The organism is Binatus sp. (SeqCode) (assembly GCF_049584895.1).
In the GTDB taxonomy this organism is placed as follows: Bacteria; Desulfobacterota; Binatia; order Binatales; family Binataceae; genus Binatus.
Genome location: NZ_JBAUYR010000060.1, coordinates 19,720 through 39,980, shown reverse-complemented (window position 1 = coordinate 39,980; position 20,261 = coordinate 19,720). Strand labels below are relative to the sequence as shown.

Genomic DNA, 20,261 nt, shown 5'->3' with positions numbered 1-20,261 from the left:
CGCGGCTACAGTCACTCGAATAAATCTCCGAGCTTCCTAGCCACACGATAGCGGGCCGGATTGTCACCGACCCCAAGCGCCTTAAAGTGGGCTTTCCCGCATTCGATTTTAGCGCCTTCCGTGCTGCGTATGTCGTCTTTGAATAGGCTGCCTTTCGTCTCAACTACCAGGTATAGGCGTTCGGCGCCGTCCTGTTCGATCAAGACTGCCCAATCTGGATTGTAGGAACCTAGCGGCGTTGGGACTTTGAACCAGAGCGGAAGCTTTGCGTAGAGCTTGACCGCATCATTGTTTTCAAGCTGCTCGGCGAAGCCGCGCTCAATACCCTCGGACTGATAAACCACCCGGTCGTATACCGATTTGCTGGCCTTCAGGCTCTGCTTCAGGTAGCCGGTTAATTCCTCTTGCCGGAAAAGTTCCTGGGCATAGAACTCCTGATCGCCGATACGCTGGTACTTGATACCGTCGACGAGCGCGAGCCGCTTGGCACGATTGATCGCCTCGGCAGCGAGATCGATAAATTGCTGAGGATTGCGCTTGAAATCTTCCAGGCGTTCGCTGTTAGTGAGGATGCGAGCGATGCTGCGACGGGTTAGTTGAGTGCGATCCTGCAGATCAGTGAGCAAGTCGGGAAGTTCAATATCAGCCTCGTCGAGAGTGACTGGTCCGGCCGAAGATGTTTCCGTCGCGATGACGCCGCCTTTGCCGATTTCAAGGTCGGCTTTTCGGACAACCAGCCGGGTTTTGCTTATCGCGGGGCCATCTCGAAGCGCGCGGGTACAATCGGAGAGGAGCTTGTCGTTGTCGAAATAGACGCGATACGTAGTCTTGTGCTTGATTCGATCCCAGAGTGCCTTGAACTCTTCACTGTCCAAAATCGCCTGTCGCGTCTTGATTACAACGCGTTCGTCAGCGTTCTTGATCTCCAACTTGCCGGCCAATTTGCGCAGAATGTCCGTCACCTGAGGAAGCTGTGGCTCGAACTCGGATGGCACCGTAATTTTGCCCTCCTTAAGCGCTGCGCGCAGCGTATCCTGCACTTTCCCTTTTGCGTCGACATACCCGGCCGCTTTGAGGTGATTCCATATCGCTTGTGACTTCTCGAAGCCGAGTGCGGAGGTCTTACCTATATCGTCGGTGATAGTGATTGCGGCGAACTGGTGCTCTTCGACGATGCCGAAGCGGATGCCGGTATCGTCCTCGATCTCTTTCTGCAGATGTTCGGCGAATTGCTCGTAGCCCTCGGTTGCGACAATGGTCAGCGTGTTTACGTCAAACCCGCGCAGGCGCTGTCCATCCTGATTCACGCACAATCTCAGACCGCGCCCTATTGTCTGTCGGCGCTCGCGCTCGGTGCCAATCTCGCGTAGAGTGCAAATCTGGAACACGTTCGGATTGTCCCAACCCTCGCGCAACGCGGAATGAGAGAAGATGAACTTGAGTTTGCTGTCGAAGCTCAAGAGCTTCTCTTTCTCGCGCATGATGAGGTTGTAGGTATCATCGTCGGCTTTGCTATCGCCGCGCGTGTCCTTGAATTCTTCGACGGTGCGACCGCCGATCTTCCTTTTGTCGATCGAGAAGTAACCGTTGTGCACTGCGCTGGCGTCGCTTTCTAGATCGACTTCCTTGAAGAGCGTTTGGTAGTCCGGATGGTTTGCAAGTCGCTTATACTCCTCCTCGAACATGACGGCGTACTTGCCCTTTTGCAGTTCGCCGTCCGCCGCGTAACTGCGGTAGTGCGCCACCACATCTATGAAGAATAGGCTCAGAACCTTGATGCCCTGCGGGCGCAGACGCTTCTCCTTGTCGAGATGCTCCTTGATTGTGCGGCGAATCATCTGGCGCTTGAGCGCGTCGTCATCGACATCGCCTATCGCCTGCCCAGGTTGTAGCCAGTGCTCGCGGCCGGGCACCTTGACTTCGACCAGTTCGCTGCCCTTGCCGATGCGAATCTCGCCAATCCGGCAATCCTTATAGATAGCGCGCCCAGTGACCTGCTCTAGATCGTCGCCGTCCTGCACAGTCTTTTGTTCGCGGGCCACGCCTGTGAGACGTCGAATATCGACCTCTATGCGAGCGCTGATGACGCCTCGCTTATTGCTGGTTCCAACCAACCGCACGTAGGCCTTGTTGTACGCGTTTTCAACTTCGAGCGATGCGACCTCAATCTGCTTGACAAGCTTCTGGTCGTAAGCGTCCACGGCGTCGAGCCTGTAGACCATGTGGTGTTTGTCGACATGAGTGGCAGAGTATCGCAGCGTGCATAACGGGTTCATCGCGCCGAGCGCTTCCTTGCCACGCCCCTCCAAGCCTCCATCGACGCTCTGCGGCTCGTCCACAATCAGGATGGGACGCGTCGCCTTGATCAGATCCACCGGCTTCTCGTCCTCGGTCTTCTCGCTCTCTTTGTAAATGTTGTTGACGTCCTTCTTGTTGATAGCGCCGACCGTTACGATCATGATCTGGATGTGGGGGCTGGTGGCAAAGTTGCGCACCTGCCCGAGTTTAGTCGAGTCGTATATGAAGTAGTCGAATGGGGTATTGGCATAGATGGCGCGGAAGTGCTCCTCGGTCATCTGGAGCATTTTGTAAACGCCCTCTTTAATGGCGACGGAAGGAACGACGATCAGAAATTTGGTGAAACCGTAGTATTTGTTGAGCTCGAAGATCGTTCGGAGATAGACGTAAGTCTTACCGGTGCCGGTCTCCATTTCGACAGTGAAGTCGCCCGAGGTCAGACTTGTAGGGCGTAGTCCGTCGCGAATCTGAATCTTGTTTAGATTCTGGTTGATTTCATCGTCGAGAAGAGTCAGCCGGTTTCCGATGCCCAGAGCGTTTTCGGCCAGGCCCAACGTTCCCTGCTCAAACAAGATGCCCAGGCCTAGTGACGCCTGCCCGTGAATGACTGGCCGGCGAGTCACAGTAAACTCGGTCCGGCAGATCTCCTGGCCGCGGAACAAATCCGTGACGGACTCTATTGCCGCCCGCTGGAATTCGAGGTCCGGCTCGAAATGGAGCTTCATTCCTTGACCTCAGAGGCTCTGGATGGACTCGCGCTTGAAACCGTTTTGCTCAAGAATTGAGGCGATATTTGTCTTGGCAACGTCGTCGTCAAAGGCGCTGTCGCGGAAGACGACGGTTGTTTCGCCCGCCGGATCCAGCTCTCGGCGCCAGGCAGCGATGCCATGGGCCAGCAATTCGATTTCCTTCCTGTCAATTTTCTCGGCAAGGCAAACCAGCAAGGTCCCGACGCCGACGCTATGGACTTTCTTGCCGGCGATAGTTTTGTCTTCGATTGGTACGGTCAGGTCGAGACCGAGCTTCAGGAGAATTTCAAAGAGAATGTCTGCTTCGGTTCGGTCGGTCTTCAAGTGCTCGACCGATTCTTCGAGTGTCTTCGGAAGATCATCGCGGTTCGGATCCCACTCTCGAATGTTGGTCGAGGCAAGTTTGAAGACGCGGAAGCCGAGGTCACCTGCAAACATCGGGTTTTCCTCGCGAATCTTCTTCCCGACTCGGCGCAGACGCTCTTTGGTCAGTTCTGCAATAGTTGCGAACCCCGCTTTTGCACCCTCCGAGTCAGAGGGAGTGGCTTCAGGGAGCTGCATCAATATGAAGCGACGAGTTCCTGAATCGGCCAAGTTTTGCGCATATACAGCGTGCCCCGCCGTTCCTGAGCCTGCAAAGAAATCCATGACAAGGGCGTCCGGCGTTGATCCAATTTTTACGAGTTCCTGGAGGAGGCCAACTGGTTTTGGGCTTTCGAAAATAGTCGGATTCCCAAAAATCTCCCCCATCTCGTTGGAACCATTGGTGTTCAAGGGCACAAAATCCCAAATGGATGGATAGGTCATGCCTTCTTTTACGTCGGACAGGAAGCGCTTGAGCTTCGGTTTGCCGCGTCCATCTTCGCCGAAGTAGATCTCATCGTTCGCAATCAATTGCGCGATGGTCTCCGGTGAGAATCTCCAGTTTCCGTTGTTACCGGGGTAATGCTCTTCGCCCGTTTGCGGATTGATAATTGGGAAGTAGAGAGACTTGACGAACCGTCCGCCTTTTACGTTTGCCATCAAATCACCGGCTGCCCATGGGCCCTTCGAATGCTTGTCGGGGTTTCGATAACGCTCAAGTTGTTCGCCTGACCGCTCTCGCAATCGAAGGCCTACTGCTCCGGCAGCTTTGGCATAGCACAGGATATAATCATGGTTCGCGCCGATAGTTTTGTCGTTAGGCGGGGTACTCCTTTTCCTCCATATAATCTGGACAATGAAGTTCTCTTCACCGAACACCTCTGCGCAAACCTTTCGGAGATTGTCCAGCTCACCGTCGTCCACGCTGATAAAAATGACCCCATCATCGCGGAGAAGATTCCGGGCTATCTTGAGCCGTGGATACATCATGTTGAGCCACTCAGTGTGGAAGCGGCCCGACGATTCGGTATTGCTAGAGATCTTGCGGCCATCCGAATCGATCTGCCCGGTGAGCATCAAATAGTTTTTGATGTTGTCCTGAAAATCGTCCTTGTAGACGAAGTCCTTACCCGTATTGTACGGCGGGTCGATATAGATGAGCTTTACCTTGCCGGCGTAGCTCTTATGCAGCAGCTTCAGAACCTCAAGGTTGTCGCCTTCGATCATGAGGTTCTGCGTCTTTTCCCAATCGACGCTCTCCTCGGGGCAGGGCCGCAAGGTTCCCGTCGAAGGCGTGAGCGCGAGCTGGCGCGCGCGGCGCTTGCCGTGCCAGTTGAGGCCATACTTCTCGTCGCGCTCGTCGATCGCGCCACCGAGTAGCTGCTTCAGAACTTCAAAATCGACCTTTCCCTCGCCAAACGCCTCAGGGAAGATCTCCTTGAGGCGCTCGATATTCTCCGCGACGATATCCGGCGATTTCGTCTCCGCGTCCTCTGCGGTCAGTTTCCTCATGCAGCTCCCTTTTACAGTGCTTTCGCAGCTGCGGCGAGTTCAGTCTCCAGCCGCTTGATGGCGAGGTTAAGGTCCACTCGGCGGTTCATCTGCGTCTCCCGCGCCGCCTGCGCGCGTATCGCTGCGATATCGTGTCGCAGACGCGCGTGAGCGGCGAGCGCCTCGCGACGGGCAGTTGCCCGTTCGGCGCTCTCCGGAGTCGCGAACACTCCCGTAATCGACGCCGCTTCCAGCGCTATCACGAGGTCAATCCAGCGTTGATATAGCTCGAAGAGGTCTCTGGCGCGTATCCCGGAAAGCGCGATACTTGCGAGGAACGCCGCGTCGATTGGCGCAGGCAACGTTTGCGGCATCGGGCACGTGCGGCGCACTTCCTCGATAACGACCGCGCCCGCTTCGCCCTGCGACCATCGCTTGTGCGCGAGCGACAGCGATTGACTGTCGGCCTGCACGCTCACGAGAACGACAGGATACGGAATCGCACGATGGATCAACTCGGTGAGGCGCGGAGATTTGGCTTGGTCGCGAAGCGTGACTGTGAGAACGGAGATTTCCAGATATTCGCGGACGGCGTCTCGAAACGCGGGCACCCCGATATTGTTGGGCTTCAGGGCTGCTACCCACTCCACATCCTCGATACCGTCCTGGATTTGCCGCTTGTCCGACGCTGTCGGAGCACCTTGCTCCAGCAGTAGTTTCTTGGGCACGCGCCGCTCGACTCGCGTATCGGCGGGCAGCGCCAGCGCGGCAATCACGTCTGCAACTGCGCCACTGCTCATGCCTCGGATTCCGGAAGGACCACGAGATAGGCAACCACCTCGAAGTCATTAATGCCGGCGAACTCACCCTTCATCGCGTGCGTGCCGCCGGGAGAGAAGAGACTCGCTACGGCGCGCTCTTCCTTCTTGCCAGTTATTGCGGCGACAGCGGCGGCTAGTTGCTTCTGCACCGCGGCCATCTCTTCGCCGTGGCGTGTTGCCTTGTCAAAGCGGGCTGTGGCTGTGGCGTCAGGCAGATCGCGACCGATGCAAAGCTTCTTGAGCCGGTCGAGCGCCTGCTTCGCTTGGGTATAAGGCAGCACGACGGCACCGTCCTCGCCAACATGCACGAGGTAGTGAGGAGCAAGCGGATAACCGGGTTCGATGCTCTTGAGGGCGGGCTCGCCAACCGCGCGCAGGCAAAAGATCACGCCCGGCGCTATCGCTCCTTCGCCGTCACCCTGAGTCGTCGTGACGGCGAAGGTGCCTAGAGCCAGTCGTTCCAGGAGAGCCAGATTGTCGCGCAGGTAGCCCGACAAATCGATACGGAAGTCGTTCAGAGTCAGGTCGGCGATGGAGATGCCGCCCCCGCCCAGGTCTTCCAGATCGATAACAGCTTCCTGCAATTGCTGAAGCTGTCTACGGCGGTACTCGAGATCGTTCATCGGATCGCCCGATTGCTGCTCGATAAGGTTCTCCTCACCCGTTGCGGAGATGTCGAGCAATACCATACGGCCACTGACACGCTGTTCGAGGTTGATGTACTCCTCAAGCTCGAGGTTAGGCCAGAAGTTGACGAGCTGAATGCGCTCATTCGTGGAGCCGATTCGATCAATACGTCCGAAGCGCTGGATAATACGGACCGGGTTCCAATGGATGTCGTAGTTGATGAGGGTATCGCAATCCTGCAGGTTCTGCCCTTCGGAAATGCAATCCGTGGCGATCAAAAGGTCGATTTCTCCCTCGTCCGTTAGTTCCGCGGGGCGCTCTTTGGAGCGTGGCGAAAAGCTGCTGAGGATGGTCGAGAAGTCGGCGCGCAACCCGGGCAGCGTCGTCTTGTTGTAGCCGGCGCCAGTCACCAGCGCGCTGTGCAAACCAAGAGTCGATTGCGCCCAATCCGCCAGCTCGCGGTAAAGGTATTCGGCGGTGTCGGCGAAAGCGGTAAAGACGATGATCTTGCGGTTGCCGGGATTGATAGGGTTGCGGACCTTGTTCTGGATCAGTTCGCGGAGCCGGCGCAACTTGTCGTCGCGTGCGGGAACGACCTGCCGAGCCGCCGATAACAGCGTGTCGAGCCGGTTGCGGTCTTCGATCAAGTCCTGCCGCCAGCGCACGCGGTCGACATCCTGCAGGAGCACCTTGACCTCGCGCCCGATGAGCAGCGTCTCAAAGCCGGGGTCATCGACCTCAATATCCTCGATAGAGATTTCGTCCACCGACGCGTCGTGTGCATCGAGCCGCGCGAGCATTGCGGTTACGTCGTCAAGCTGACGCTTGATCGTAGAGGCGAAGGAGGTGACCGCGCTCTCCATTCGTTTCAAGATGTTGACGCGCAGCAAGTGGATGAGGCTTTCCTCGCGGTCAGCCTGGCGGAACATACGCTGGCCGCCATGCAGCCGCGTGCTGTACTTCTCGTCGTAGGCCGCCTGCTTGTGGGGCAGCACGTAACGCAGGGGAGCGTAGGCGCTAAGGTTGAGCCGGCGAATCTCGTTATTGATTTCGCGTATGGAGCGAAACTCGCCGGCACGATCGACGTCGGCCTTGATATTGATCGGTGGGAGACGCTCGGGGAATTGGCCCATTTCCAGCGTCCCGTAATACTTCTCGATGTGCTTGCGCGAGCGCGCAATTGTCAGCAAATCGAGTAGTTTGAAATAGTCGAATCCGAGCATGTCCAGCAGACGCGTCGGCGTCCGATCATCTTCCAGCGCGAGCCAGCGGTTGAACTGGAGTTGCGCCTTCCGCGTGGTAGCCTCGACACTCGGAATTTGGTTTCCCGCGAGCGCCGTGTCGTCGCCCTCGGTGACGAAAGCGATCTGGTTCTTGAGGTCCGCTAAGCGGTTGTTGACCGGCGTAGCCGAGAGCATGAGCACGCGCGTTTTCACGCCCGCCTTGATGATGGCGCGCATCAGGCGATCGTATCTGGTTTCGCGATCCTTGTGAGCGGCCTTGTTGCGGAAATTGTGCGACTCGTCTATGACGACGAGATCGTAGTTGCCCCAATTGACGTGCGCCAAGTCGATGTCGCCTGAGTGACCGGTGTCGCGGGACAGGTCTGTATGATTGAGCACGTCGTAATGAAGTCGGTCTGCGCTGAGACTGTTGCGGCGGTCGTTCGATTTGTAGAGTGTCCAGTTGTCCCGCAACCGCTTTGGCACCAGCACCAACACGCGGTCGTTACGCAGTTCGTAGTATTTGATGATGGCCAGGGCCTCGAAGGTCTTCCCGAGTCCCACGCTGTCGGCGATGATGCAGCCGCCCAAGCGTTCGAGTTTGTCGATCGCGCCAATGACTCCGTCGCGTTGAAACTTGAACAGCTTTTTCCAGACGGTTGTGTTGCGGATTCCAGTTGCGGACTTGACGATGCGTTCCTCGTCCAGCTCATCGCCTAGATCCTTGAAGAGATGAAAAAGGGTCAGGAAATAAACGAGCGACGGGGCTTTGTGGGCCATCAGCTCGTGCAGATGCCTCAGGAATGTATTCTTCGCATCCGGCGTGGCGGACAAGCTCTTCCAGAGTGAATCAAACCAGCTCCCAAGAATGGCACATTCGGCGTCAGTTTCGGCGCACTGAATCAAACTGAACCGGTTGCCGGGCGTGAGACCAAGACCATCCGTGGTAAATGCGCAGTGTCCAGTGAGAACCCGAGCGGGTTGATCGGCACCGTTGCCGATGGCGATAAGCGACTGCGGAAGAGGCATCGGCGCATCACGCAGATCGACCTTTTTATCGATCCAGGCGGCGAGCTCCCGAGCCCGTGCCCTGATGTTGAGGCGGTTACGAAAGGGACGGTCGGCATCGCTCCCGAACAGTTGCGGTTCAGTATCAGGATGGGTCGGGACGACCAAACGGCACGTTGCGACGTTTTTGAGCAGTTCCCTGGTCTCGGCGAACGCGAAGAGCGAGAATGCTGCGGTGGCGATGTCTAGCTTAGATTGTGGACGAAGCGCGGCGCGGACCTCGTCAATTACGCGGTCATCGCCGGTATTTTTGATGAGCTTCACGCTGGTCAACGCCCGCTCTTAGGGTGATCGATCAAGCTGCACGCCTTCGCGCAGGCTTGGCGACAAAAGACGCAACGTCCTTCCGGGTCGCCCCCATTCGCAGCAGGGATCGGACCATAAGGTCGATGCTCACCGAGGAATCTGCGGCTTCCATCTTTGCGACCCTGGATTGGCTGGAACCGAGAAGTCGCCCAAGTTGTTGCTGTGTCATCCGGCGCCCGACCCTCTGTTTCTTTATTGCCTGTGCCAGCCCAATTTTGACCTCAATGAAGGCGGTCTCTTCGTCCTTTATGCCCAAAAAGTCCTCGGCGGTCCCGATTTTCCACCCGGCCGATTCCAATTTGTTTTGTTTCCGTTTGTCCATGTTTGAAGAAATCCAGCTGAAGGGTTTGACGCTCGTCAAGGCACGAAAAGGCTATGGCAAATCTGATATGCCGAGCAAGTGGAATGCTTGATCGGAGCAAGATACCAGCCGAGAAGGGAGCTGCTGTTAAGCGAAGGTCCGAGCACCGGCAGGGCCTTCTCGATTACCGCCAAATCTGTGAACGCTTTCCTGAGTATATTAGTACCCTGCTGCAAAACGTACGCGAGCGCGGCATACTCCCAGTGACAAGATGATAGCTTGACCCGAATGGCGGGGCGACCTCGACCGCTTCATGCGAGCGTGCGTTAGGATGAGCTGACCGCAGGTAGGTGAGATGATCGGCAGGAAAACCGTCAAAAACCGGTGAGCCATTTGCCTTCGAATGAAAATTCAGCAGCGCGGCCTTCGCCTGACTCGGGCAGGCGGCACTTCGACTCAACCCGCATGACCCATACGATTGTCGATTACCGTTCGAGTGCGCTTGCCGTCGGCGCAGCGTTCCGCCGGCGTCGTCCTGGACCTGAAACTGATCTCGTCACGCAATTTCTCGAGGACTTGCGTTTGCCTATGCCGCGCGGCTGTCATGCCACGATCTTTTGCGAGCCGCGGATTGCATCCGGGTTCCCAGACCTCGTTGTCGTGATCTGGAATGTGGCAGCCACGCGACGCTGGAACCCTGAACGATCTGGTCTCTTGCGCGACGACATCCGGCTACTCCACTATCTGTATCTGCACGGCCGTGGTTTTGCGACGCACGATATTTTGAAGTCTGTCTTTCGGCGAGGACTCGCCGCTTCGCTAGACCGGCTTCGTGCCGCGCGATTGGTTCATCACAGAAGCCTGCTGTATGTGCCCCGGCCATTGTCTCACGCATTTGCGGTTCGCCGAATCATTGCGATCGAAGCAAAAGTATCTGAATGGTCTTCGGCACTGGACCAAGCTTTCCTCAACACATGGTTTGCGTCGGAGTCTTACGTGCTCCTTCCGCGTAGCAAGGCGACGAAACACCTCCGCAGTGTGGCCAAGTCACGCGGGATACGCATTTGTTGTCCAGGTGACACGATTGCCTCGAAGACTTCGCCGTTACGGCGAGCACGTCCACGGTCCTACGTGTCTTGGCTTTTCAACGAATGGGCTTGGCGGGTATCCGAGAGTAACGGAGAGCTCTTGCCTTGAATGGTCTCAACGCAATCGATTTGGTTTGGCTGCGACAGCAGTTTCCTCGCCTTTCGAACCTGAACCCCCTTAGTGTGGGTGGCCAGAAGCTCGTCTTCGCCGGGGTTCATCCGATCGACGGTGAAGTGGTCTTAAAGCTCATCCATCCTCGGCAGGACCACGAACAAACGAGAAGAGAACTGCTAGCTGTCTCTCAAGTCAACTCTGAGCGAGTCCCGTCCATCTTGGAGGTCGGAACAATGAGCACCCCAGTGGGCGACTGCTCTTGGTTCCGTGAACGAAAAATTGCTGGCAAGACTGTGCGTGAACTGCTCGTTGTAGGTCCATTGTCGATTTCGGACTTGCTTCGACTTGGCCTGCATACACTAGAGGCGCTGCTTGACGCGGAACAGGCGAAAATCGTGCATCGCGATGTTAAGCCAGAAAACATCATCCGCGACAACTCCGGCAGCTTCTGGCTGATAGATTTCGGTATCGCGAGACATCTCGACCTGGATTCCATCACAGCAACTGTTTCCGCCTTCGGAAAATTTACTGTCGGTTACGCGCCGCAGGAGCAATATCGCAACGTTAAAACGGAAATTGACGCGCGATGCGACCTGTTTGCCCTCGGCGTAACACTTTATGAGTGCGCCACGGGGCGGAATCCTTTCGCTGACGGCGCGCGAGATGCGATGGAACAGCTGACGCGTGTAGAAACGATGCCGCTTCCACGTTTGAGTCTAACGTTTGCTAATGCACAAAAATTTGCGGACTTGGTCGCAGCTATGACGCAGAAGAGGCGTGACCACCGTCCTTCGACTGTGAGGGAAGCCTATGATTGGATGAAGGAAATATGCGACGCCGAAGGAATCTAAACGCGTGGAGCTTTACTTGCACGTCGGGATGTTCACCGCATACCTCCGCCGACGTTGGCAGATTCGATGGGGGGAACGACTGATGGAGCTATATCTCCAGTTTGGCTACGGCATGATGGAGCACTGCAGGTTTTTGGTCTCAGCGTGGCAGGGAGGCACCGTTGTTCTTAGCCCCAGAGACCTCACAGATGAGCAGCTCGTGAGACTGTCACAAACCATACGAGAATTGCCTGGAGGCAATGTGCTTCTGGATCCCCAGTTCTATCTTCCTCGTGCAGATCACGAGCGTCTTTGCTCGCACCAATATTGGCCGGAGTCCTACTCAACGGGGACGTTCTGGCAAGGCCCGGCATTGACAGAACTTCTCACTCGACTTAGAGACCTCAACCAATCTATTGGATCCGCAACGTTCATTTTGCCCGGCGTGTTGGCTGATACGATAAACGACGATTGGCTTGAAATCCATCGATCCATTTTGGAAGAGGCTACAGCACTCGACACCGGGTTCCCCCTTTACATGACCATAGCTCTTAGTGCCGACGCGGCGCGTAACCAGGATCAAATCGCCGTCCTTCTTGAACGTGCCGAGACATGGGAACCCGCGGGCTACTATATAGTGTGTGAACATCCCGGTGGGAATTATTTGGTCAATGATCCGAACTGGCTCGCAAACGTATTGGATGTTGCAGCCGGACTTCGACTTCGCGGGGCCAGCGTAGTACTCGGTTACTGCAACCATCAGATGCTGATTGCTGCCTGTGCGAAAGCGGACGCGATCTGCTCTGGAACTTGGATGAACGTGCGGTCTTTTCCTCCCGACAAATTCCGCGCGTCGTATGACGAGGAGATTAGGCAACGCACTACTTGGTACTACTGTCCGCAGTCGTTGTCGGAATATACAATTCCATTTCTAGATATTGCTCGCAGACAGCAGGTACTAAGCCTACTCGCTCCTCCTGCGCCGTTGGACAGCCCATATTCCGGTATCCTCTTCAGCGGGCAACAGCCGTCATCGGTGGGCTTTACTGAACAGACTGCATTCCGGCACTATTTGCACTGTCTTCGCGCCCAGTGCACTGCGGCCTCGCTAGGCACGTACGACGATTCCGTCGCTTTTCACGAGTCCGTGTTGAACGACGCCGCGACACTACTCGCGAGGCTCCACGCGGCGGGAATTAAGGGGCAGCTCCGGGACTTCAGAGAAATTATCGACGTGAATCGTGCGGCATTGTCCGTTCTCACCGCCACTCGCGCTCCAATCCTTCGGCGGAGATGGACAGCCATTTAGGCGCAACTACTGTTGCACGGGAGGGCAAATAGCTTGGGGCGAAAAGGGAACGGTTATGGAAGCGAATGGCACTTCGACCACTACCGACGAGTTCTACCCGACGCGTTGGATCAACAGATAAGACGAAATATTGGAAGAACCGACGCACGGATCGAGTGGGTATATCCGGACGCTGGCGCTTTTGAAAAGGAGCCGCGAGGACTCGAGTTCCTTAAAACCGATCCAAGCCAACGAGAGACGCTAGAAGCATGGCGAGCATTTTGGCCTCAGACAGGAAGTCCGCCCAATTGGGACGGCGTCGCGAGAGATGCGACTTCCGGCGAGTGGTAACTGTTCGAGACTAAAGCGAATCACCCAGAGTTCTGTTCGCACGTATGTGGCGCCGTGGGAAAAGGGCGCACCCTGATCGAGTCCACAATGTCAAAGGTCAAACGCCACCTGAGCGTGCATCGGGATTTTCAGTGGCTGGGGACGTATTACCAATACGCGAACCGTCTTGCCTGCCTTTATTTTTTGAACGTCCTCAGGAAGGTCCCCGCACGCTTGGTCCTCGTCTACTTCATCGGTGACAAGTTTCCCGACGCACGCCAATGCCCTTCGAGCGAGGCGGAATGGCGAGAGCTCATTCGGGCCTGTCACCTGACGCTGGGTCTTTCGGAAAAGCATGCGCTTCGCAACAGAGTACACGAGTTGTTTATCCCCGTCGCTGCGGAGTGAGCTTGCAGTCGCCGGTGCAAAACTAACCGAGGGTCGCCGATGGTATCCAGCCGGGGATCGCGAAATCCGGGCGACCTTGTGATCCTCAAAGAAGACTGGTCTGGGCGGTATGCTTTGCCTGTTGAGTCGCGGGGCCGCGAGCCAGACCCGCCGTTTGGTTTCCACTTGGACTGGACGAAGCGGACGCGCGAAGGCTGGAGGGCATCTGAACCGTCGGATGGGTTGACGCCGAGCGAGCGCCGTTAGTGGCGGCTCTGTCGCCGGCTTCGAGGCTTGCTCCGAGCGAATTACCAGCTTGCGATGCGGCGCCCGATTCAGCTCCTGCGGCGTTCTGGCGCGTCAGAATCCGGCCCAGCCCGTAGCCGGCCATCGCAGCTTCAAACGCGTGGCTTAGATTGAGGGAAACGGCGCCGCCAACAACCGAAGCGGCAGTATTTGGAATTGTCCATGCGAGGAGCATGAAGATCAGCGCGCCGCCCGCGATGGTCAGAGGAAGCGTTGGGTCAGCTACCGTCCATCCCGTTAGAGCAGCGTTCCAGCCGGCAATGATCGTCATGCCCACGCCGACGAGCAGGTATAAGAAAAAAAGCTTGATGCCGACGCCGACGATCCAACCAAGGAAACCCTCAGCAAACTTGATCGTCCATCGAGAACCGCTGAAGCCCAATATCAGTACGCCACCGCCAACGCCGATGTACGCCTCGGAAAGGGCGAGCAGCATTTGCCCGGCGATAAGGGCAAACGATAGAAACATGATCAACCCTGCGACGAGAGCAATCAGCGATGCGATCGTGAGGTGAAACCATCCCAAACTCCCGAAGCCGCGATAGATCGTCTGAAACATCGCAAGGCCATTGTTGAAAACTGTGCTCGGGCTAAGGTCGGGAATCCCGGCCGCTTGTCCCCCAATCTCCTGAAAGCCCTGAATGATTGCGCTGAACCACATCGGCGCGTTCACGATCATTGCGTAGAGAAAGCCGAACGCGAGAAATTTCTTTACAAATTCTGTTAGCAGGCGTGTTGGCTCTTCTTGATCCGTGAGGAAGTGAACACACGTGATGACAATTTCGATGAGTACCAAGCCGAAGAATATCTTCTCAGCGAAGGGCTGCATGATCGCCATGTAGCGTTGGCCTGCCCACTGGAAAGTCTGCCCTATATTGTCGAGGTTGTTCATCGCGCGTCCTCAATGAGTCCCTTGCACGTTGGGAGAGGGGACCGGAACGAGCCCGCCGCCTAAGCCGTTAGCGGGCATAGTCGTCGAGAACGGAACTCGCGGCGCAGCCGCTGCCAGTACCGGCTGACAGTTGATTAAGAACTTGTGATCGGCCTGCTGGCAAAAGCCGAGTGCTTTCCCCCAAAGCTCTGTTTTTCTCTGAAGTTGGTCGTTCCAGAACTGGTCTCCATAGTTTTCGGCGGCGTTTGGAGATTGAAGGACGGCAAGCGGAGCACTGGTGTCATCGGATTTGCCGTTGCAGGCTCCGAGGAAAAGGAAAGCGGCCAGCACGCAAAACTTGAGTCCTTTCATAGGAGGCCTTCCGTCTATTGGGCAGGGGCGTTAAGACCGTTGTTCGGCATGGTTGATGAGAACGGTATAGTCGGTCCGGCGCTGAGCCACTGTTGGGTGCTGGCGTCTTCGGCCGCGGCGCGATTGACTGCATTGGCGGCGACGACATTCTGCGCGTTGATCATGGCGACGACCAACTGCCTCAGCATCTGAATCTGCTGCGCCTGTTGCAAGGCAATTTCGTTGCCGACCTGGATTGCCTGCAAATTTCCCACGGCGGTCTTGTTCATGCCTTCGAGCTCGCCGAATTGCGCCTGCTCATTAGCGAAATTTTGCGCTTGCGATTGGGCTGCCGCCAGAGTGCCGTTGAGAGTATTCAAGGTGGTGGCAATATTCTTGGCTTCCTGCTGGTCCGGATTGGATGGCACGGTGTAGCCGGGAAACTGTTGCTGGAATTGCGACTGCAGATTACTGAGCGTGTAAGATAGTCCGCCCTCCTGCTGAATGATTCCGCCCAGTTCGTCGAGCATAGACTGACTCGATTGCCACACGCCGGCGTATCCGCCTGTGGTGTTCTGGATCATGTACTGAAGCTGCTGCGCTTCGGTGCGGACGGTTTGAGTCTCTTGCTGAAGCTGCTGAAGCTGGCTCGCGTACATCGTCGGATCGAACACTACGTCGCCGGCACCGAACAGAGCGTCCGCGGGACCGCAAGCGAACAACAGCCAACCGATAGCGACCAATATCGTCAATGAGAATTCGAAGAACCTTTTCCCCTTCATTGATCTATCTCCGCCTGTTTTGCTGTGCCGTTCGTGTGGAGCGGCGGCACGCGACTAGTGCTGAACGAGGCCCTGCTGGACGCTTTGACACGACCGCAGAGTCTGCCGATGTATTCCGCCCAGTCGTCCAATCCTCGGATGCGAAGCCATTCGCTCGCCCATCGATCTCCATGTTTGGCGATCAGTTGATGAGCCTGCAGAATGTCCGGCTTCGATCCCGAACCGATGAAAGCCAAAGTGGCCTCTCCGAGCGCCAGATCGAAGAGGCGCCGCCCGGCGGACGAAAGGTAGTAGTACTGGCGCTTCGGTACGGCGAGCGACAGCATTTCGATCTGCCTGCTGGTCAGACCGAACTTGCGATAGAGATCTGCGGTGACGGGATTCTGCGCCTCGGGATTGGGGAGCAGAATCTTCGTCGGACACGACTCGAGAATCACGTCGCGCTGAGGGGAATTGGCGACTTCAACCAGACTTTGGGTGGAAAGCACGACGGCGGCGTTCTTCTTGCGGAGCGTTCGCAACCAATCCTCGATCTTCGCACCAAACGCACCGTTGGCGAGCATCACCCACGCTTCATCAAGCACGATGAGGGTCGGTCTCCCGTCCAGGCGCTGGTCGATCCGGTGAAAGAGATATGTGAGTACGGGCAGGAGGACCTTCTCGCCCATCGCCATCAGCGCTTCGATCTCAAAAGTCTGAAAGCGGCTGCTGCTGAGTAAGTCATTGTCAGCGTCGAGGAAACGGCCCATCGGGCCGTGAAGAGAATAGAAGTCGAGCCCGTCGCGTAGCGTCTGATCCTGAAGCAGTCGAACCAGGTCCGTGATGGTTCGGGCGTCAGATCCGCTGTCGCCCAGTAGCTGGAGGGCACGCCAGATCGCTTTCCGATGTTGGGGAAGGAGGGTCACACCTTGCAAGTTGAGCAGAGTTTCCAGCCAATCCTGCGCCCACATCCGTTCGTTGTCGTCGTTTACGTTCGCCAGTGGACAGAAAGAGATTTCGCTTTCTCCGAGATCATAGTGATCGCCGCCGGCCGCTCTGGTAAGCACGAATGCTGACAGGCCTTTATCGAAACAGAAGACTTGTGCGTTCGGATAACGGAAGAACTGCGCGATCAACAGGCCGAGTAGCGTCGATTTGCCGGAGCCAGTCGGACCAAAGATCAGCGTGTGGCCGACGTCGCCAACATGGAGGTTGAGCCGAAACGGCGTTCCGCCAGTGGTCGCCGCATAGCAAAGCGGCGGACTGTTTTCCGGATAGAAGGGACAGGGGTTCACCTCCTCCCCGGGCCACACGTTGGTAGTCGGCATGAGGTCGGCGAGGTTGCGCGTGTGGATTAGCGGTCGTCGAACGTTCCGATAGCCGTGGCCTGGAAGCGAGCCAAGGTACGCCTCGTTCGCGTTGACGTGCTCGATGACAGCGGGAAAGCCATGATGCTGCAGTTGCTTTGCGATCTCTCTCGCGTTGGACTCGGCTGCCAAACGATTCTCGTCCATCAAAATGATGCTGCTCGTGTAGTAACCAAAGCGGACCCGATTCGAGCTCGCCTCGGCAAGCGCATCGTCCGCGTCTTCAGCCATAGCCAACGCATCTTTGTTCTCAAAGCTCTGGGACGCGCCGTTGCTGAACACTTGTTTGATCATGCCGGACAGCCCATGGCGCTTCTGAAACCAGTTGCGCCGCTGGATGCGGAGAGCCCGCTCGGCCTCGGCCGGATCGAGGAAAATGAAGCGCGTCGACCAGCGGTACGGAATTGCGAGTTCATCGAGAAATGCAGTGACTTCGGGCCACGAGTGAAGTGGAAGGCCAGTCAGGCCAATCAGGCGAATGTGAAGGTCATCCAGCATGGGCTGGAAGCCCGCATGGAATTCGTGATTGCCGAGTAGAACGTCGAGAAAGGTACCCTCGGTAGGCGTTCTAATGGGATCGTGGTGTGCGGAGATGCAGGAGTTCAGGTGTGACAGGAGCGCAACGTCGTCCATACGGTGCATGAGGAGTCTGGCGCTCAGGGCGTCTTCATTTTCCGCGAGGCTGCGCCTGAAAAAATCGAGTGTCTCCTCCCAATCGGTTGCTCTGCGGCCTTGAAAGAACAGGCCAGCGGCTCGCGACTGCATCTCGGTGGGTGGCGTCCAGGAGAGAGTTAACGCGAAGCGACTCTCGAAGTGCTGGCCTTCCTCCGTATAGTGAAGCCGGCGCTCGTGATCGATCAGCGCCGTAACGGGGTCTGGGAGGGCTCCGACTTCCGGATAGCCGATACTCGGTTTGCGGATGAGATCGACGTTCATCATCCAGCCGTCGCCCGACCGCGCGAGACCGGCATTTACCTGATGAACGAGAGCCGTCATTTCCTCGGGACTTGCGGAGTTCAAGTCAGGACCGCCATAGCGCCAGCCGGCCAGGAGCGAGCCGTCCTTCAATAGAGCTATGCCGGGGTCGATGAGCGCCGCGTAGTTGAGGAGGTCTGCAAAACCTCCGAGTCGATCTGACTTGCGCTGAAGGTTTCTGAACTCTTTGAACATCACTGCTGTCCTCTAGTACTTCCGAAGCCTCGGCACTGCCGGATGAACGGGTGCCGCTGGGGCGGTGATCGCGGCACGCGGCGGATAATACCGCTGGTAATGCAGATGCCGGATGTAAACCTCGCTCAGTTGCGCATCGAACTTGGCTGCCTGTCGAAGCGCCCAGTGACCCGCGGTGCCCAGGATCGTCGCGATCGCAACCGTGTACAGATGCAGGCCGACGCCGAAGATCAGCGCTGCGACTATCAGCCAGTTCAGGATCGCAAGACGCCGTTCCGCGCCTCCAAGCAGGACCGGCCGCGTGAGCGCTTGATGGATCAGCGTTCGTTGAACCTCAGTGTCCATCACTGCATCCCATCCGGTCGTCTGACTAGAAGAGCGCGGGCGCGAATGGAAATAGCGCCGTCATCAACTGAGTTGCTCCAAGCGCCGCCGCTCCTCCAAGAGCGACGGCGGACATCTTCCGCGCGCCAGTGCCGTGCTCGCTAAAAGTCCACGTAAGTCCGCAGCCGATGACGGCTATCGTGGTCGCGGCGTGGGCGACGGTGCCCTGCAGATCTCCCTGAATCGTCGCGAGCGGCGCATCCCATGGCAGAGTTCCGACTCCCGTAGTTGCGAGCGCTTGCGCAGGCCACAAAATCGTTACCACGGCGATCGCGTAGCCCAGCTTGCTGAACCACTGATCTTTGCGGGAATGAATCCTACTGATGATCGACTTCATGACGACCTCCTATCGAACTGATTTTGAAACCGAGGGCGGTATCGTAGCCTTCAACGCGAACCATCTCCGTCACGCGCCGCCCCTTGGGCGTACGTATGATAAAGGCCAAGACATTGACAGCCTGTGAAATTAGATCCGGCTGGGGCGGTACTCCCGCCTCTTGAACGAGACTGCCCAGTCGAGTGAGCGCGGCTGCTGCGCTATTGGCGTGCACTGTAGTCACGCCACCGGGGTGTCCAGTATTCCATGCTTTGAGCAGAGCCAGCGCTTCTCCGCCGCGAACTTCACCGATGATTATGCGGTCGGGACGTGCTCTCATTGTGGTGCGTGTAAGGAATGTGAGGTCCGCGGCGACGGTCGTATGAAGCTGCATCACGTTCGGCGCGTCGCAATGCAATTCGAGAGTGTCCTCGATGATAATGAAGCGCTCGTTAGGATTTCCGAGGCGGACCATCTCGTGAAGCAGGGCGTTCGCCAGAGTCGTCTTGCCGGAGCCGGTTCCGCCGGCGAGCACGACGTTTTCGCGTCTGGCGACGGCGCCTCGAAACTCTTCTGCCTGATTGGCGTCGATGATGCCGTGGGCGAGATAGTCGTCGAGCGTATAGATGAGTCGAGCGTGTTTTCGGATCACAAACGACGGGGAGCTGACGACGGGCGGCAACCAGCCAGTGAAGCGGCTTCCGTCCAGTGGTAGTTCGCATTCGATGACTGGCCGTTGATCGTTCGCGACGGTGTTGAGGGCGAACGCCACGGTTCCGATCAGCCGTTCCGCCTGAACGGCGTGCATTTTTGTTCCTGAAGGCCGCATCCCTCCGCGATGAGATTCAAGCCAAAGTGCCCCATCCGGATTGAGGATGATCTCGATCACGTCTGGGTCGTCGAGAGCCGCCAGTACGCTCGGACCGAGTTCGCGCCGGAGCCGCTCATCTAGCCGCGTCGATTGAATCGCTGCCAAGCCCATCATCATTCTCCTGTCGTTGGTGTCGTCCGTTGGCCGCATCGTCGGTCGGTTGTGCAGTAATAGAATCGGTTTCGGTGTTGGTCTCGGTCAGTTCCATCACCGCATTACGCCAGTTGTTGTAGAGACGGGTTCCGGCTGTCAGCGCGCTTTCGCGCAGTTCCGCAGGAATCTCGGGCAGGTGTACCAACGAAACGAACGCGAGCCGGTCGACCATCGCGAATAAGACATGCAACTCGCTGCAAAGCGAATTGACCTGCCGGCTCTGCAGTTCGATGTTAAGCGCGAGCCGCTCCTCCATCTCGACTAGCGCGAAACCGTTTGGTGCTCGGCTGCCGTCGTCGCTCAGACGCTCGTAGTCGAGCAGGCACTGCCGAAGATAGCGGGACAGCGAGACTTTGTTTGCAGATGCGGCCCCTCGGAAGCGGTCAGCTTCTTCGATACTCAAATAACAGGAAACTTCCCGTGCAT

The 20,261-nt window shown here is 57.1% G+C and carries 16 protein-coding genes; 3 read left to right on the top strand and 13 right to left on the bottom strand.

Annotation, left to right across the window (positions count from 1 at the left end; translation table 11 throughout):
• Positions 1-11 precede the first annotated feature (11 nt).
• Genes WB650_RS11470 through WB650_RS11450 form a run of 5 tightly spaced genes read right to left on the bottom strand, consistent with a single transcriptional unit; the run spans position 12 to position 9,268 of the window.
• On the bottom strand, positions 12-3,023 hold the full coding sequence (locus tag WB650_RS11470) for a type III restriction-modification system endonuclease (RefSeq protein WP_423960523.1): 3,012 nt from the start codon (positions 3,021-3,023) through the stop codon (positions 12-14).
• Between the two features lie 9 nt (positions 3,024-3,032).
• Complete coding sequence (locus WB650_RS11465) at positions 3,033-4,922, bottom strand: site-specific DNA-methyltransferase (RefSeq protein ID WP_423960521.1); 1,890 nt, start codon at positions 4,920-4,922, stop codon at positions 3,033-3,035.
• An 11-nt stretch (positions 4,923-4,933) separates the two neighbouring features.
• Positions 4,934-5,701: a DUF4391 domain-containing protein gene (locus WB650_RS11460; protein WP_423960519.1), complete on the bottom strand. Its 768-nt coding sequence runs from the start codon at positions 5,699-5,701 to the stop codon at positions 4,934-4,936.
• Positions 5,698-8,904 carry a helicase-related protein gene (locus WB650_RS11455; protein ID WP_423960518.1) on the bottom strand — a complete coding sequence of 1,069 codons (3,207 nt, stop codon included), beginning with the start codon at positions 8,902-8,904 and terminating at the stop codon, positions 5,698-5,700. The genes WB650_RS11460 and WB650_RS11455 overlap by 4 nt, the downstream gene beginning before the upstream one ends.
• Positions 8,905-8,935: 31 nt before the next feature.
• Complete coding sequence (locus tag WB650_RS11450) at positions 8,936-9,268, bottom strand: XRE family transcriptional regulator (RefSeq protein ID WP_423960516.1); 333 nt, start codon at positions 9,266-9,268, stop codon at positions 8,936-8,938.
• Positions 9,269-10,440: 1,172 nt separating this feature from the next.
• Between WB650_RS11450 and WB650_RS11445 the strand changes: the two genes are divergently transcribed.
• The 3 genes from WB650_RS11445 to WB650_RS11435 all read left to right on the top strand — a co-directional run bounded on the left by WB650_RS11445 (position 10,441) and on the right by WB650_RS11435 (position 13,306).
• The gene (locus WB650_RS11445; RefSeq protein ID WP_423960515.1) at positions 10,441-11,301 is read left to right on the top strand and encodes a serine/threonine protein kinase; all 861 of its coding nucleotides are present in this window, start codon (positions 10,441-10,443) and stop codon (positions 11,299-11,301) included.
• An 82-nt stretch (positions 11,302-11,383) separates the two neighbouring features.
• Positions 11,384-12,589: a hypothetical protein gene (locus WB650_RS11440; RefSeq protein ID WP_423960513.1), complete on the top strand. Its 1,206-nt coding sequence runs from the start codon at positions 11,384-11,386 to the stop codon at positions 12,587-12,589.
• A gap of 417 nt (positions 12,590-13,006) precedes the next feature.
• Positions 13,007-13,306: a hypothetical protein gene (locus WB650_RS11435; protein ID WP_423960511.1), complete on the top strand. Its 300-nt coding sequence runs from the start codon at positions 13,007-13,009 to the stop codon at positions 13,304-13,306.
• A gap of 85 nt (positions 13,307-13,391) precedes the next feature.
• Here the strand turns inward: WB650_RS11435 and trbL are convergent, their stop codons facing one another.
• From trbL to WB650_RS11395, 8 genes are read right to left on the bottom strand one after another with little or no spacing between them, the layout of a single operon-like run.
• Positions 13,392-14,483 (bottom strand): P-type conjugative transfer protein TrbL, encoded by a 1,092-nt coding sequence (gene trbL, locus WB650_RS11430; protein ID WP_423960509.1) that lies wholly within the window; start codon positions 14,481-14,483, stop codon positions 13,392-13,394.
• A gap of 9 nt (positions 14,484-14,492) precedes the next feature.
• A complete protein-coding gene (locus tag WB650_RS11425; RefSeq protein WP_423960507.1) occupies positions 14,493-14,834 on the bottom strand; it encodes a hypothetical protein in 342 nt (113 codons plus the stop codon).
• 14 nt (positions 14,835-14,848) lie between these two features.
• Complete coding sequence (locus tag WB650_RS11420) at positions 14,849-15,595, bottom strand: hypothetical protein (protein ID WP_423960506.1); 747 nt, start codon at positions 15,593-15,595, stop codon at positions 14,849-14,851.
• Positions 15,592-18,111, bottom strand: a complete 2,520-nt coding sequence (locus WB650_RS11415) for a helicase HerA domain-containing protein (RefSeq protein ID WP_423960504.1) — start codon at positions 18,109-18,111, stop codon at positions 15,592-15,594. Before WB650_RS11415 ends, WB650_RS11420 begins: the two co-directional genes overlap by 4 nt.
• A gap of 12 nt (positions 18,112-18,123) precedes the next feature.
• Entirely contained in the window at positions 18,124-18,456 is a 333-nt protein-coding gene (gene trbD, locus WB650_RS11410) for a conjugal transfer protein TrbD (RefSeq protein ID WP_423960503.1), read from the bottom strand.
• A 25-nt stretch (positions 18,457-18,481) separates the two neighbouring features.
• On the bottom strand, positions 18,482-18,832 hold the full coding sequence (locus tag WB650_RS11405) for a TrbC/VirB2 family protein (RefSeq protein WP_423960501.1): 351 nt from the start codon (positions 18,830-18,832) through the stop codon (positions 18,482-18,484).
• A complete protein-coding gene (trbB, locus tag WB650_RS11400) occupies positions 18,813-19,832 on the bottom strand; it encodes a P-type conjugative transfer ATPase TrbB (RefSeq protein ID WP_423960499.1) in 1,020 nt (339 codons plus the stop codon). The genes WB650_RS11405 and trbB overlap by 20 nt, the downstream gene beginning before the upstream one ends.
• A complete protein-coding gene (locus tag WB650_RS11395) occupies positions 19,756-20,238 on the bottom strand; it encodes a hypothetical protein (protein ID WP_423960497.1) in 483 nt (160 codons plus the stop codon). Before WB650_RS11395 ends, trbB begins: the two co-directional genes overlap by 77 nt.
• Positions 20,239-20,261: the final 23 nt, after the last annotated feature.

Coding starts and splice junctions, on each gene's coding strand:
- WB650_RS11415 (WP_423960504.1), bottom strand. CDS start 18,111: ATGTTCAAAGAGTTCAGAAACCTTCAGCGCAAGTCAGATCGACTCGGA.
- WB650_RS11435 (WP_423960511.1), top strand. CDS start 13,007: ATGTCAAAGGTCAAACGCCACCTGAGCGTGCATCGGGATTTTCAGTGG.
- trbD (WP_423960503.1), bottom strand. CDS start 18,456: ATGGACACTGAGGTTCAACGAACGCTGATCCATCAAGCGCTCACGCGG.
- trbL (WP_423960509.1), bottom strand. CDS start 14,483: ATGAACAACCTCGACAATATAGGGCAGACTTTCCAGTGGGCAGGCCAA.
- WB650_RS11405 (WP_423960501.1), bottom strand. CDS start 18,832: ATGAAGTCGATCATCAGTAGGATTCATTCCCGCAAAGATCAGTGGTTC.
- WB650_RS11460 (WP_423960519.1), bottom strand. CDS start 5,701: ATGAGCAGTGGCGCAGTTGCAGACGTGATTGCCGCGCTGGCGCTGCCC.
- WB650_RS11440 (WP_423960513.1), top strand. CDS start 11,384: ATGGAGCTATATCTCCAGTTTGGCTACGGCATGATGGAGCACTGCAGG.
- WB650_RS11465 (WP_423960521.1), bottom strand. CDS start 4,922: ATGAGGAAACTGACCGCAGAGGACGCGGAGACGAAATCGCCGGATATC.
- trbB (WP_423960499.1), bottom strand. CDS start 19,832: ATGCGGCCAACGGACGACACCAACGACAGGAGAATGATGATGGGCTTG.
- WB650_RS11425 (WP_423960507.1), bottom strand. CDS start 14,834: ATGAAAGGACTCAAGTTTTGCGTGCTGGCCGCTTTCCTTTTCCTCGGA.
- WB650_RS11420 (WP_423960506.1), bottom strand. CDS start 15,595: ATGAAGGGGAAAAGGTTCTTCGAATTCTCATTGACGATATTGGTCGCT.
- WB650_RS11450 (WP_423960516.1), bottom strand. CDS start 9,268: ATGGACAAACGGAAACAAAACAAATTGGAATCGGCCGGGTGGAAAATC.
- WB650_RS11470 (WP_423960523.1), bottom strand. CDS start 3,023: ATGAAGCTCCATTTCGAGCCGGACCTCGAATTCCAGCGGGCGGCAATA.